This is a genomic window from Allostigmatella hybrida, from assembly GCF_020103775.1.
GTDB lineage: Bacteria > Myxococcota > Myxococcia > Myxococcales > Myxococcaceae > Hyalangium > Hyalangium aurantiaca.
Window position 1 is genome coordinate 1 of record NZ_JAHXBH010000034.1, and the last position, 13,407, is coordinate 13,407.

At 67.7% G+C, this 13,407-nt stretch carries 14 protein-coding genes, 1 tRNA gene and 1 pseudogene; 8 read left to right on the plus strand and 8 right to left on the minus strand.

What is annotated here, in order from left to right:
- Both KY661_RS32385 and KY661_RS32390 read right to left on the minus strand, forming a co-directional pair.
- Positions 1 to 644 (minus strand): serine/threonine protein kinase (locus KY661_RS32385; RefSeq protein WP_225413886.1); only part of this gene is annotated, 644 nt, incomplete at its 3' end.
- Between the two features lie 22 nt (positions 645 to 666).
- On the minus strand, positions 667 to 1,566 hold the full coding sequence (locus tag KY661_RS32390; RefSeq protein ID WP_398577280.1) for a DUF2381 family protein: 900 nt from the start codon (positions 1,564 to 1,566) through the stop codon (positions 667 to 669).
- 382 nt (positions 1,567 to 1,948) lie between these two features.
- On the opposite strand from KY661_RS32390, the gene KY661_RS32395 reads away from it, so the two are divergent.
- The 7 genes and pseudogenes from KY661_RS32395 to KY661_RS37840 form a co-directional block, all read left to right on the plus strand.
- Positions 1,949 to 2,104, plus strand: coding sequence for a hypothetical protein (locus tag KY661_RS32395; protein ID WP_225413888.1), 156 nt, complete (start codon positions 1,949 to 1,951; stop codon positions 2,102 to 2,104).
- A 325-nt stretch (positions 2,105 to 2,429) separates the two neighbouring features.
- Positions 2,430 to 3,122: a hypothetical protein gene (locus KY661_RS32400; protein WP_225413889.1), complete on the plus strand. Its 693-nt coding sequence runs from the start codon at positions 2,430 to 2,432 to the stop codon at positions 3,120 to 3,122.
- 45 nt (positions 3,123 to 3,167) lie between these two features.
- Positions 3,168 to 3,407 carry a helix-turn-helix transcriptional regulator gene (locus KY661_RS37835; RefSeq protein WP_225413890.1) on the plus strand — a complete coding sequence of 80 codons (240 nt, stop codon included), beginning with the start codon at positions 3,168 to 3,170 and terminating at the stop codon, positions 3,405 to 3,407.
- On the plus strand, positions 3,404 to 3,646 hold the full coding sequence (locus KY661_RS32410; RefSeq protein ID WP_225413891.1) for a hypothetical protein: 243 nt from the start codon (positions 3,404 to 3,406) through the stop codon (positions 3,644 to 3,646). Before KY661_RS37835 ends, KY661_RS32410 begins: the two co-directional genes overlap by 4 nt.
- Positions 3,643 to 4,704, plus strand: a complete 1,062-nt coding sequence (locus KY661_RS32415; RefSeq protein ID WP_225413892.1) for an AAA family ATPase — start codon at positions 3,643 to 3,645, stop codon at positions 4,702 to 4,704. Before KY661_RS32410 ends, KY661_RS32415 begins: the two co-directional genes overlap by 4 nt.
- The gene (locus tag KY661_RS32420) at positions 4,697 to 4,924 is read left to right on the plus strand and encodes a helix-turn-helix domain-containing protein (protein WP_225413893.1); all 228 of its coding nucleotides are present in this window, start codon (positions 4,697 to 4,699) and stop codon (positions 4,922 to 4,924) included. Before KY661_RS32415 ends, KY661_RS32420 begins: the two co-directional genes overlap by 8 nt.
- A gap of 699 nt (positions 4,925 to 5,623) precedes the next feature.
- Positions 5,624 to 6,265: pseudogene (locus KY661_RS37840) on the plus strand (tyrosine-type recombinase/integrase); the annotation flags it as partial.
- Positions 6,266 to 6,491: 226 nt separating this feature from the next.
- Here KY661_RS37840 and KY661_RS32430 read toward each other — a convergent pair.
- Both KY661_RS32430 and KY661_RS32435 read right to left on the minus strand, forming a co-directional pair.
- A tRNA-Gly gene (locus KY661_RS32430) sits at positions 6,492 to 6,564 on the minus strand.
- A 72-nt stretch (positions 6,565 to 6,636) separates the two neighbouring features.
- Complete coding sequence (locus KY661_RS32435) at positions 6,637 to 8,541, minus strand: ABC transporter substrate-binding protein (RefSeq protein WP_225413894.1); 1,905 nt, start codon at positions 8,539 to 8,541, stop codon at positions 6,637 to 6,639.
- Positions 8,542 to 8,677: 136 nt separating this feature from the next.
- Here KY661_RS32435 and KY661_RS32440 point away from each other — a divergent pair, with 136 nt between their 5' ends.
- Positions 8,678 to 9,517, plus strand: a complete 840-nt coding sequence (locus KY661_RS32440) for a discoidin domain-containing protein (protein ID WP_225413895.1) — start codon at positions 8,678 to 8,680, stop codon at positions 9,515 to 9,517.
- Between the two features lie 43 nt (positions 9,518 to 9,560).
- Here KY661_RS32440 and KY661_RS32445 read toward each other — a convergent pair whose 3' ends face one another.
- The 4 genes from KY661_RS32445 to prfA form a co-directional block, all read right to left on the minus strand.
- On the minus strand, positions 9,561 to 9,947 hold the full coding sequence (locus KY661_RS32445) for a zf-TFIIB domain-containing protein (protein WP_225413896.1): 387 nt from the start codon (positions 9,945 to 9,947) through the stop codon (positions 9,561 to 9,563).
- Between the two features lie 112 nt (positions 9,948 to 10,059).
- A complete protein-coding gene (gene murA, locus KY661_RS32450) occupies positions 10,060 to 11,325 on the minus strand; it encodes a UDP-N-acetylglucosamine 1-carboxyvinyltransferase (RefSeq protein ID WP_225413897.1) in 1,266 nt (421 codons plus the stop codon).
- A gap of 10 nt (positions 11,326 to 11,335) precedes the next feature.
- A complete protein-coding gene (gene prmC, locus KY661_RS32455) occupies positions 11,336 to 12,217 on the minus strand; it encodes a peptide chain release factor N(5)-glutamine methyltransferase (protein WP_225413898.1) in 882 nt (293 codons plus the stop codon).
- Complete coding sequence (gene prfA, locus KY661_RS32460) at positions 12,214 to 13,308, minus strand: peptide chain release factor 1 (RefSeq protein WP_075011248.1); 1,095 nt, start codon at positions 13,306 to 13,308, stop codon at positions 12,214 to 12,216. The genes prmC and prfA overlap by 4 nt, the downstream gene beginning before the upstream one ends.
- Positions 13,309 to 13,407: the final 99 nt, after the last annotated feature.

Sequence of the window (13,407 nt, forward strand, 5' to 3'; positions counted from 1 at the left end):
GCCTTGAAGGGGTAACGCGCCTCGGGGTTGTGACGGTTGGCCGTCCAGAAACTCACGGCCTCCGGGCTCCGGTTGCGCGGGGTTCCGGGAGGCAGTGGGGCATCCGTCAGCTCCTCGGCGGTCGTGTAGTCCGCCGCGCCAAAGTCGATGATCACCGGTTCCCCATCTTGGGAGACCATGATGTTCCGCAAGCTCAAGTCCCGGTGGAGGACACCCCGCCCGTGCAGGTGCTCCAAGGCGTCGAACAACTTCAGGAACAGGACGGCCACTTCGTGCGGCGTCGGGTGGGTTCGCTCCACCCACTGCCCCAGCGTGTAGCCATCCACGAAATCGAGGACGATGTAGAGAAAACCCGAGCGCGGCTCTGGCCAGCGGCCGTGGGCCCACATGCGGATGATGTGGCGGTGATGGAGTTGCTGGAGACAGGCCACCTCGCGTTTTGCGCGAGCATCCGTCTGTCTCGGGTCTCCACTCTGCTCACGGTGGCAGGTCAACTTGAGAGCGAAGCGCTGCCCGTCCTTCTCTACCTCGTAGACAACTCCGTAGGCGCCGCTGCCGATGCGCCGCACGATGCGCCAGCCGTCCACCCACTGGCCGGGCTCAAGATCCCTTGGGTCCACTTGCGCCACCCTCGCCACCTTCACGCCAAACACCTCTCGCTTGTTGCTACAGCAGCACCCGGGAGAGGGACAGACAGCGGCTTCCGGCGGCGTCACACAGCCTCAACGCGTGCGGCGCCTCCAGCCATTCTTGCGGCTTACGCACTGGCATTTCCACCTCGACCGCCACGCTCACCTCCTCCCCTGGGAGAATGGTGACCCGTCTGGCGAGCACCGCACGGGCGCGGCGTGGCACCCCTCCAGAGTCGGGCGTGACTTCGGCCCACGCGGGCGCCCAAGGCGCCTCTCCGCCGTTGCTCACTTCGAAGACAAACACGGTCCACCTGGATGCCCCGAGCGCCCTGCACCGGATGGGGAGAAACTCTCCCGGCGCAGCGAGACAGGACTCCTTGAACTTCTCAGCCTTCATGCCTTCTTTGTCCACGAGTTCCGCGAGCGCCACGGCAGCCGGACTCACTGTCAGCGAGCGGGCCCTCAACGCCTCCAGTTCCCGGCCCTGCGTCTCGCAGCGCTCGCGCGTGACGGACAGTTCCACACGGCACGCCTCCACGGTTTGTGGCGGGCGGCTCACGTTGACCACGGTGTCCACTTCACCGGCTCGCCCCGTGAGCAGAAGCACGGCACTTGAAGGGGAACCTTCGCGGTAGGTGAACCGGAGCGTCAGCCGCTCCGTGGGCCCGAGCGGCTCCCGGAGCGCAAGCGTGATGCCCTGATCGGATGGATCCACCCGGGCAAAGCGGGCGCGGTCCTCCACCGCGACGGACTCGCGGAGGATCGGCGCGTCCAGGATGATAAAAGTGAAGGAGCCAGGCGCGAGATAGAGCAAGGGAGACTCGCCCGCTTTGCCTGTGAGCGCGATGGAACGTGGAGCTGGGCTCTCGACGGGCGCGGCTTGTGCTGTAGCAGCAAGGTTCGCCAGCAGGGAGGCGAGCGCGATGGCATGCACAGGTCTGAGTAGGACCAAGGCGAGCAGACCTCCAGGGTTGCCCGGCAGCCTAGCAGACAGGGACCCGGTTCCACGTCGGGCAGTGGTCCCCTTTCTGAGTGGTCAGTGTCCTTCGCGCAGCCACCTTCCCCCCATGGGGACCGAGCGGCGTGTGTCCACTTCGAGCGCTAACCGTCACCATGGCGGGCTGAAAAGCCCCCTATTTGGCGTAGAATGGGCCTTTCGGTGCAGGTTCCGTTGGGAGTAAGTGGCCGTGACCACAAGAGAAAATCCGGACCGCCTTGCCCCCCCCTCCCCCCGGCAGCGGAGGCGACGGCTGGCGAGTTTGGGGAACGTGAAAACCGGGCTCGCTGACTGCCTCCGTGCATTGGAGGACGGGACCATGGATCCCAGCAAGGCACGCGCGCTCATCTACGGGTACTCGGTGCTCGCCGGGATCATCCAGGGAACCGAACTGGAGGAACGCCTCTCCAAGCTGGAGGCGGCAGCCCGGCAGGAGGGCCCTGGCCGAACCGGGGGCGTGCTGTGCGCCCGGTGAGGCTTCGCTCCCGGATTGAGGCCCTTGAGCGCCGCGCCAGGGAAAATGCGCCCGCCGTGGCCGTGGTGAGTCTGTACGACGACGATGACCAAGCCGCCGCCGAGCGTTGGCTCAACGAGTTCGAGGCTCGCGCCCCAGATAATTTCGCGGTCGTCATCAAACTGCCTCTGTCCCGGCCGCTCGATGCGCCTCCATTCTGGGGGGGCTCTCCCAGGTAGCTCATCGGGAAGAAGAACGTCGCGCGGATGCGGCCGGACGGCCGGCTATGGTTCTTGCCCTTGCTTGTCCGCGCTCCTGGCCTTGATGGGGGCGCCTGGGAACGCACATGGGTAGGAAGAAGCGGGAGAACCCGCCATGGTCGAACGCGGAACTGGCGCTGGCCGAATGCAAGCGACTCCTCGGAAAGAAGCGCTGCACGGCGGTGTTGAGAGGACTTCGGCGCAAGGTCCGTCTCCCAAGGCGTCTGAGCGAGACCGTGGCGCTCTGGAAGGGTTTGAATGCGCTCAGTCCTGGCATACGCGATCTTAAGAAGTCCGTTAAGGAGGCTTGGGTTGTCGCAAGCGATGACGCTACACCTTCGCCGGGACGTCGCGAGGGCATCAAAGATTCATGGGAGGAACTGGAGGTTTCTCCTGTGGGATCCTACGCGGTGCGCGACTTGCTTAAGAGGCTGAAACCCTGGCTCAGTCAGTGGGATGAGCTTTTGAAGGAGGCCAACCGAATCAGACCAAAGGGGGAAGTTGCTGGAACCAGTGAGGCCGAGACTACGGCAATTGCCCGCTATCTCATCAAAGTCTCTTCGGAGTGGGAGCGGCCCATCACGAAGAAAATTGCGGCACTCCTAGAGGTGGCGCACGGCCTGGAACTGCCGAAAGACGCGGATGCTCGTGATTCCGACTGGGAGAAGCTCCTCGACAAATGGAAAAAGGCTCTGACGCGAGCGAGCCGCCCTTCACGCCCCTTGGCTGCGAGATCTCGACGGGGGGCGAAACGTAAGGGGGGGACAACCTCCTCGTAAAACCGGCAGCCGTCCCCAGGTAATCAGCGGGCCGGACGATTCACGATGGCCTCACATCTCGCAGGACGGAGGCACCTCGTGTCGGACGAAAAAACACCCCCTGTACTCTTAAGGCTCCCAGCCATTCTCAAGCTCATCCCGGTCAGCCGCTCAACGTGGTGGGCCGGGGTGCGCTCGGGGCGATTTCCACAACCCATCAAGCTTGGGCCTCGGATCACCGCATGGCGCGCTGAGGACATCGCGACGCTCATCGGCCGCGCACGAGCGAATGGGAGGGGGTCATGAGCGGAGCAACCCCAGCGGCATCCAGTCTGCCTCCCCGGCTGCGGCTCGCTCTCTGGCGCGTCCAATCGTACTCCGAGGCGCTTGAACTGGCCTTGGCAGAGGCCCAGAGCGAGGCTGCACTGCCGGGGAGTTCGGGCGATTGCGAGACGCGCGATGAACTTGAACGCGCCCAGTTCGCGCTGTTCCACATGGGGAACTACATCCTGCGCCATCTTGGGCGCTGGGGAGGTGCCGCGTGAAGCGCAACGGCACGTCTCACCTCAGCAGAGCAGTTCCGGTTCCGCCCATAGACCTAGGAACCGGGAACCAGTTCCCGGAACCGCCGGGAACCAGCGGAACTGATCCATTCGAGCCCCTTGCAGCCTTCCTCGCTCGCACAAAAGACCTGCCCCCCGTCTCCTGGCTCATCGATGGGGTTGTGCCCGATTCCGGCAATCTCTTGCTTGTCTCAGCCCCAGGGGTGGGCAAAACGCTCTTTGCGCTCCACATCGCCAAGACGGCAGCGGACATGGACCGGCCAGTTTTCATCGTGCTTGAGGAGGGCCGACCGCGAAGCATCTTCGACCGCTTCACCGCCCTTGCATTCCGCACGGATGCTCCCGTGTTCATCGCCCACCGCAAAGGCGTTCACCTCGACGACAAAGCGGTACGGACGCATATGGCCAACCATCTGCGCTCTCATGAGGCACCTGTGCTGATCCTGGATCCGTTCTCCTCTCTCTTTCTCGGAGACGAGAACGATACGAGGGCCGTGAACGAGGCGAAGGAGCACATCCAAGCTCTCGCCACCATCAACCCTCGGGCGCTCATCGCGGTCCTGCATCACACCTCGAAGGCTGGCGAGCGAGGCGAGGGGCCAGCCATTTACGCTGCACGAGGAAGCACCGTGCTTCCTGGGTGGGCAGACGTTCAAGTGAACCTGACGCGCGAGAACACCCCACGCGGAGAGGGCCAGCTCGCCTTCGTGGCTCAGGTGGCCAAGGGGCGGGATGGGGAGACAGATCAGCGCTACCGCTTCACCCTCTCTCTTCTCAACGGCACAGTGCTCCAGGAGGCTGTGAGCGAGGCATCCGCGCAGGACAAAGCTCAGGAGGTGCGCCAGGCGCTTGCGTCTGCTGCCAACCCGCTCAGCAAGACGAAACTGGCCGGGATGGTACGCGGGAGGCGCCAAGATGTTCTCCGCGTCATCAACGGCATGGAAGCCCGGGGCGAACTCAAGCGGGAAGGTGACGGGTACACGCTGGCCTCTGCTACCGGCCTCGAAGTCACCTCCGGACAGGAGGGCGAGGATGGCTGACTCCCTGCCCGTTGAGAGCCTGTGGGATGCCAACGACGTGGCACGCTTCCTCAAGGTCAGTCGCTCGTGGGTGTACCAGAAGACGGCAGCAAGCGAGTTGCCCTGCTTGCATGTCGGCGGACTCGTGCGCTTCGAGCCAGAGACAATCCGCGCCTGGGCTCGGGGAGAGCACTCGCCCTCCGCCCGTATCGTGCCACTCTCGCGGAAGCCCAAGCTATGAGCCAAGCTGCCACTTGTGTTACATTTCCTCCATGAAGAGAGACTCAACCTTGAACCTACGGCTGCCAGCGCCAGTGAAAGAGGCGCTCGCCCGAGCGGCGGCGAAAGACCTTCGCTCCTCCTCCGGCATGGCGGTTCACATCCTGGCCGAGTGGCTCACTGGCCGGGGATACCTCGCCAATGAGGCAGCCGCGCCCGTGAAGCGAGCCCGCCGGAAGGGGGCGCAGTAGCCATGGCGAGCGTCTACGAGAAAGCGGGCAAGTGGTACATGCGCGTCAAGGACGCGGGTGGACGGTGGCGCGACAAGGTGACCCAGGCCCGCACGAAAACCGAGGCCCGGCGCATCGCGGATGAGCTGGAGAGGAAGGCCGAGCGTCAACGGCTTGGTCTGGAGCCGCGCCCACTTGAGGAGGGTGGGGAGGCGCTGACGATTGAAGAGGTCGTTCGCTGGTACTGCGACACGTACCTCAAGGATCGACCGTCCTATGAACCCACCATGAGAGCGCTCCGAATCCATATCGCGCCCGAGATTGGCGGCCTACCCGTCCGGGAACTGAGCGCCGCGAGGATTGAGACCTGGTTGCAGGGCAAGGCCCAGGCGCTCGGCCCGCAGAGCCTGAACCATCTCCGGGGCTATTTGGTCCGAGCCCTCAACAAGGCGCGAAAGGCGGGCAAGTGGGCGGGCGAGAACCCCGCCCTGATGGTGGACACCCGGCGAGTTCCTCGCAGGCAGTACGACTACCTGCGGGCAGACGAGGTGCCGCGCCTTGTGGATGCCTTGAGCCCGGAACTGCGTCCCCTGTTCGCGGTGGCCATCTACACCGGCCTGCGCAAGGGCGAGTTGCTCGCACTCCGGAAGGAGGACGTAGACCTTGGGGCGCGCCTCCTGCGGGTTGCGCGCTCCTATGACCGGGACACCACCAAGGGAAACCGCGCGGACGTGATTCCGATAGCCGAGGAGTCCGTCCCATACTTTCAGCAGGCCATCGCGGGCTCTCCTTCCGAGCTGCTTTTCCCGGCGCCGGATGGCTCCATGCGCCGCCGGGACTTCAAGGCCCAGGCCATCCTCCAGCGGGCCTTGGGTCGGGCGGGCATCGTGAGTGGCTGGAAACTCGTCTGCCGCCGGAAGGGGTGTGGCTACCTGGAGGAGGCGGCCGAGGCCGAGGCGAAGCGGTGCCCCCGCTGCGACATGCGCCTCTGGGCGAAGCCGAAACCCCGGAGGCTGCGCTTCCATGACCTGCGTGGCACCTGCGCCTCGCTGCTCATCCAGTCAGGGGCCAGCCCGGCTGCCGTGGCGAGCGTCCTGCGGCACTCCGATCCGAACCTCACCATGCGGCGCTACGCCCACATGGACCCGGCCTACCTGCGTCAGGAGATCAACAAACTGTCCTTTGGTCCTGCCTCCGGCGAGCAGCAAGGGGCGTGGCCGGAGGCACAAGCCGGGGAGGGGAGCAGCGGGGCCGGTTTCGCTCCGCTTGCTGCATCCTTGCTGCAAGGTGCTCCGAAGCCCAGAAACACGAAGGCCGGTAGTCCCCAGTTTCCCCAGGAACTACCGGCCTTTACGAGTGAGCGGCGGAAGGGATTCGAACCCTCGACCCCGAGCTTGGGAAGCTCGTGCTCTACCAACTGAGCTACCACCGCGGCTGAAGCGGGCCCAAAGTAGGGGCCCGGACCTGCCTTGTCAACGGGAAGTGTCGAGGGCGTGGAGGTCTCTCAGTCCCCCTCCTCGACGGACAGCTGGTACGAATCCTGGAAGTTGGATTCGCGGTTCTTCGTGTCGCGGACTTCCAGGATGTAGACCCCCGGCTCGGCGCTGTAGCGGATGCTCTCGGGCTGGTCCCCCTTGGCCCGGTCGGCCGTCTGCACGAGCGACAGCTTGCCGTCCTCGCCCATGCGGTGGAGGTACAGCCCCACGTCCACCTTGAGGATGCCCAGCAGCGTGGCCCTCAGGGAGGTGCGCACCGGCCGGTCCGACAGATCCAGCCGGTAGTAGTCCACGTCCTTGACCGGGTACACCGTGCCGCGCAGGGGCTTGCCGAACGTCAGCGCCGTGGCCCGGGCCGCCGTGTTGTTGGGCTCGCTCTCCTCGCTGCCGTTGTCGGGCACCGTGGTGACGGAGATGCGGTAGGGCACCTCCGGGTTCTCGAAGTCCTTCACCCACTTGCCCTCGATTTTCCGGGTGGCGCTCTCCACGCGGAAGTAGCACGTGCCCCGGCACGAGACGTTGTTGAGGCGCTCGGGCTCCTTCACCGCGCCGTCGTTGGCCCGCAGGGTGACGGTCTCCTGGGTGCCGTCCCCCGCGGGGGGCTCCACCGCCGAGAGCACCAGGTCCAACCGGTCCACCCCGGACAGCTCCACCTTGGCCAGCACGGGCTCGCTCGTGCGCAGCACGTAGTGGTCCACGTCGGTCTTCGGGGCGAGGAAGCCCTCCTTGAACCCCGCTGAAGTCAACGGCGTGGCCTTGTACAGCTCGTCGTTGGGCTCCAGCTCCGCGTTGGCCCCCGCCTCCTCCAGCGACACGGAGAGGGTGTAGGCGCTCTCCGCGTTGTAGGCCCGCCGGGCCTCCTTGCCCGTGCCCATCCACCCGCTCTTCACCACCACGTAGATGACGCGGTCCGTGGCGCGCACGCCGATGTTGCGCAGCGAGAGCGCCTCGCCCTCCTTGCCGCGCAAGGTGAACAGCGGCGCCTCCGCGGCGGAGAGCACGGAGAGCTCCGGCCGGACGCCGTTCAGGGCGGACAGTTCGATCTTCAGGGCCACGCTGGGCGGCTCGGGCGGGAGCGCCGGGCCAGCATCCGCCTGGGCCACCACACCGGCGTCGCCGCCCAGCACCCCGGGCGGAACGAGGCCTTCGGTGGGCAGGGCCGTCTCCTCGGGCGGGGCCGCCATGCCGTCGGTGGGAGGCGCGTCGCCGGGAGGCGGCGCCGCGGGGGGCTCCGGGGGCGCGGCCTCGGTGGGGGAGGGGGGCACGGCCTCCAGAGGGGCGGCCGGGGGCGCCTCGGTGGGCGGGGCCTCGGCTTCCGGGGAGGGCAGCTCGATGCGGTACCAGTCCTCGTCGCCCGAGTGGCCGATGTAGGCCGCCACGGCCTGTCCGAGCGTCAGCGGGGTGGCGTCCACGGCCCGGTCGTTGGGCTCGCGCTCCTCGCCATCATTGGGCCGCCGGTAGCTCAGCGTGAGGGTGTAGGCCCCGCCGCTGCCCTTGCGCGCAGAGGACACGCGCACGAAGCGCTCGCCCTCGACGTAGAGGTTCGGAAGGCGCTCCGGCTTGCCGTCCCCCTCGCTGTTCACGCTGCCCAGCCGGTTGCGGTCCCGGTCGTAGACTTCCAGCACCCCGTCCACGCCTGGAATCCCGGACAGGGTGAGGTCCGCCGTGCGCGCGGCGCCGGGCGCCAGCCGGTACCAGTCCTCGTCCGGCTTGGAGGGGTCGGCCGAGAGGGCGCCGCTCACCACCGCGTCCCGCACGAGGGCCAGGGCCTGGTCGGGCCGCTCGTTGGGCTCCTTCTCGGTCAACGTGTCGGGTCCGGCGTCGACGGGCGGGCCCGCGTCGGGCACCTCTTCCTTGCCCTTGGGGCAGCCGGACAGTGCGGCGCACACAGCAATCCAGACCAGACGTCGCATCACCTCTCCTCGCATCGGCGGCGTACTCTTGCCCCGGGGCGGCGTGTGTCAAGCACCGCAAACAACGCGGGCGGCATTTTCATCCAGGACTGCCGTGGACTGGAGCGGGCGGCGCGGACCGGTCCAAAATGGCCCCATGCGCCGCATCCCGATGCTCTCCCCGCTGTTGGCCCTCGCCCTCCCGCTGCCCGCGCTCGCCGCGCAGCCCTCCGCAGGTTACGCCCAGGCGGCGGATTACCTCGAGAAGGACTCGCGCCCCGAGCGCTACACCCCCCTGAACATCCTGGATGGGCGCGACACCACCGTCTGGTGTGCGCCGGCAGGGGGCAAGCGCCCGCTGTCCGTCGGCTTCAAGGGGGTGGCCACCGTGGACGAGGTGCGCGTCTACACAGGCAACGGCTCGGACCGGCAGGCCTTCAAGGCCTTCGCCCGGGTGAAGAAGCTCACCCTGCAGGGCAAGGAGAGCGCGCGCACCTTCACGGTGGAGGACAAGCGGGGCACCCAGACGGTGCCCCTGAACCCGGCCATCTCCGGCGCCTGGTTCACCCTGGAGGTGGTGGACACCTTCCCCGGCAACGAGGCGGACGCCCCGGTGTGCCTCACGGACATCGTCTTCTACTCGGAGGGCAAGCCGCTCAACGGCACCTTCCTGGCCCCGAAGCTGAAGTACGACGCGCGCACCGCGCCCCTGCTGGGCACCTGGTACGCGGGGCTGGAGGGCGCGCCCGACCGCTTCCTGTCGTTCTACGTGGATGGCACGTACCAGCTCGTCCACGAGCCCCTGGGGGGCGAGGCGCCCACCACGCTCACGGGCACGTATGCGGCCTCGGGCGCCAAGCTGACGCTGGACATCCCCAAGAAGGGGAAGACGGCCCTGACCCTGGAGCCGGGCGAGACGCCGGCCGATGGACACACGCTCACCCTGCCGGGCGAGCAGTCCGGTCCTTGGAAAGAGCCCTTCCGGACCCGGCCCTAGGAAGGGCGGCCGGGCAGGGGGGCAGAGGCTGCGGCCGGGCGGCCTAGACGGCGGTCTTCTTCTTCGCGCTGAACGAGCGGAAGAAGGCGATGATTTCCGAGACAGCGACCTTGGCGTCGGTCGCGTCCGCGAACTCCGACTCCAGGAAGATGCCACCGCAGGACTCGCAGGTGTCGTACTGGAGCGGGTGGTGCCGGTCTCCACCGGTCACTCGCACCAGGTCCACCTGGCACTCGGGGCACTGGCCCGTGAGCGCGTCCGCGTCCAGCTTACCGCCCTGGCTCTCCAGCCCGGGGAGGTTGTTGTGGAGCAGGACCCGGTTGAGGTCCGCGACGTCGATCCACAGGCCGCCGCACTCTCCACACTTCCGCAACGTCAAGTCATCCCCTTCGAGATCGGACATCTCGACGTTGCAACCGGGGCAAATCATGGGACGGGTTACTCTCCTGAAACGGGAGCGTGCTCCCTGGTGAGAACCCGATGATAGGGCGCCCGAATTTTGGGATGCAACCGTTGCGGACCATTCTGTTGCAAACGAGCCGTCAGGCCTTCATGCGCTGGATGTCGGCCCCCAGCCCCCGGAGCTTGAGTTCCAGCCGCTCGTAGCCCCGGTCCAGGTGGTAGACGCGCTGGACGTCCGTGCGCCCCTCGGCTCGGAGGCCCGCCAGGATGAGGGAGGCGCTGGCCCTCAGGTCCGTGGCCATGACGGGGGCCCCGGAGAGCTTCCGCACCCCCTTCACCACGGCGGTAGGGCCCTGGATGGTGATGTCCGCCCCCATCCGGTGCAGCTCCGCCACGTGCATGAAGCGGTTCTCGAAGATGTGCTCGGAGATGACCGAGGTGCCGTTTGCCACGCTCAGGAGCACCATGAGCTGCGCCTGCATGTCCGTGGGGAAGCCCGGGTGTTCGGTGGTCGTCACATCCACCGGGCGGAGGGTCTCCGGGGCCTTGCAGCGCACCCCGCCGTTCTCGGTGGTGACGGTGCACCCGGCCTCGCGCAGCTTGAGCACCACCGCCTCCATGTGCTCGGGCACCGCGTGCTTCACCAGCACGTCGCCGCCGCTGATGGCCGCCGCCACCAGCAGGGTGCCCGCCTCGATGCGGTCCGGCAGGATGGCGTGCTCCACCGGGTTCAGGCGGTCCACCCCGTCAATGGTGATGACGGAGGTGCCCGCGCCCTCGATGCGCGCGCCCATCTTGACGAGCACCCGGGCCAGCTCCTCCACCTCGGGCTCGCGCGCGCAGTTCTCCAGCACCGTGCGCCCCTTGGCCAGCACCGCGGCCATCATCACGTTCTCCGTGCCGGTGACGGTGATGAGATCGAAGTTGACCGTGGCCCCATGCAGCCGCTCGGCCCGGGCCTCCACGTAGCCCTCGGTGAGGGTGATGTCCGCCCCCAGCGCCTTGAGCCCCTTGAGGTGCTGGTCGATGGGGCGGGCGCCAATGGCGCAGCCGCCCGGCATGGACACGCGCGCCCGGCCGTAGCGGGCCACCAGCGGGCCCAGCACCAGCACCGAGGCGCGCATCGTCTTGACCAAATCGTACGGGGCCTCGGGGGTGATGCCCGAGCCCACCGTGATTTCGCAGACGTCCTTCCGGGACTCGGTGAGGCGCTCGGCGCCGCAGCCCATGGTCCGCAGCACCTTGAGCATGGTGGCCACGTCCACCAGGTCCGGCACGTTGCGGTAGGTGCTCTGTCCATCGGCCAGCAGCGAGGAGGCGAGGATGGGGAGCGCGGCGTTCTTCGCCCCCGAGGCCTGCACTTCCCCATGCAGCGCACGGCCGCCCTTCACGACGATCTTGTCCATCAGTCCCGTGTCACCCCCGCGGCCCGGTGGCCACGGGGTGTGTCCCAAAAGCGAGGCGGTCCCGCCGCTCCAGGTCCTTCTCCACGCGCGCGTTCTCGTAGCCCGCGGCCTGGAGCAGCTCCTTCACGGCGGCCCCCTGGGTTTCCCCAATCTCCATTGCAAGCAGTCCGCCAGGCTCCAGGTGCCGGCGGGCCCCCTGGATGACGCGGCGAATCAAGTCCAGCCCGTCCCGGCCCCCGTCCAGCGCCAGGGGGGGCTCGCGGCGCACCTCCGCCGACAGGCCCGGAATCTCCCCCGAGGCGATGTAGGGCGGGTTGGAGACCACCAGGGCGAAGCGGGCGTCCGGGGGCAGCGGGGCGAAGAGGTCCCCCTGGAGGAGGGTGAGGCGGCCGGCCACCCCCAGGGCCTCGGCGTTCTCCCGGGCCAGGGCGCACGCGCCGGGGGACAGGTCCGTGGCCGTCACCGCGGCCTGGGGGCGCTCGGCGGCCAGGCTGATGGCGATGCAGCCGGAGCCCGTGCACACATCCAGGGCGCGGCTGGGCGCGTCCTTGGGCAGGGCGTGCAGGGCCGCCTCCACGAGCAGCTCCGTCTCGGGGCGGGGGATGAGCACGCGCGCATCCACCTTGAAGGGGCGGTTGTAGAACTCCTTGGTGCCCGTGAGGTACTGGGTGGGCTCGCCCGCCATGCGCCGCTCGATGAGGGCGCGGTAGGCGGCCAGCTCCTCCTTGGAGAGCGGCCGGTCCAGGTCCACGTACAGGCGCACCCGGCCCAGGTTCAGCAGGTGCGACAGGAGCACCTCCGCGGTGAGCCGGGGCGAGTCCACCTGGCGCTTCTCGAAGTGCTGCGCCGTCCAGGTCAGGACCTTGCGGATGGTCCAGGTCTCGCTGCTCATGGGCCTTCGGAGCGGGGCTGGCCCCCGCCGGTCTGCTGCTTGAGGGCCTCCGCCTGGTAGTGCGTCCGGCAGGCGGTGATGACGTCTTCGATGCCCCCGGCCATGACGCCCGGCAGGTTGTGCACCGTGAGGCTGATGCGGTGGTCGGTGAGCCGGTCCTGCGGGAAGTTGTAGGTGCGGATCTTCTCGCTCCGGTCGCCGGTGCCCACCTGGCCGCGGCGCATGGAGTCGCGCTCGGAGCGGATGCGCTCCTGCTCGATTTCATAGAGCTTGGTGCGCAGCATGCGCATGGCCTGGGTGCGGTTCTTCGTCTGGCTCTTCTCCTGCTGGCACTTCACCACGATGCCCGAGGGCTTGTGGATGAGGCGCACCGCGGAGTCCGTGGTGTTGACGCTCTGGCCACCCGAGCCCGTGGAGCGCATCACCTGCATCTCGATGTCCGCAGGGTTGATCTGCACGTCCACGTCCTCCGCCTCGGGCATCACCGAGACGGTGATGGTGGAGGTGTGGATGCGCCCTTGCGTCTCGGTGGCGGGCACGCGCTGCACCCGGTGTACCCCCGACTCGTACTTCATGTTGCTGAAGACCGCGGGGCCCGACAGGGTGATGGTGACGTCCTTGACGCCGCCCACGCTGCCCGGGCTCATGTCGACGATGTCCGCCTTCCAGCCCTGCCGGGCCGCGTAGCGGAGGTACATCTGCATGACTTCCTCGGCGAACAGGCCCGCCTCGTCCCCGCCCGCGCCGGCGCGGATTTCCAGGATGACGTCCCTCTCGTCGTTCGGATCCTTGGGGAGCAGGAGGACCTTGAGCGCCTGCTCCAGCTCCTCGCGCTGCTGCTTCAGCCCGGGCAGGGCCTCACGGGCGTACGCCTTCTCGTCCGCATCCCCACCGTCCAGCCAGGCTTCCACCTCGCGCAAGTCGCCCAGCACTTTGCGGTAGGTGCGGAAGGTCTCGACGAGCTTCTCGAGCGCGGCGCGCTCCTTGGAGACCTTCTGGAGCTTCGCCGAGTCGGCGAGCACCTCGGGGTTGGACAGGTCGGCGGTGAGGCGCTCGAACCGGCGCTCAACCTCTTCAAGCTTGTCAATCATCGTCGTTCCCGGGGGTATTGCCCCGTTGGCCGCCCGCTGGCAAGGGTGGGCGTCGTCAAGAAAGAAATTCCTTGGAAGGGTGCCCAGGAGCGTGAAAGA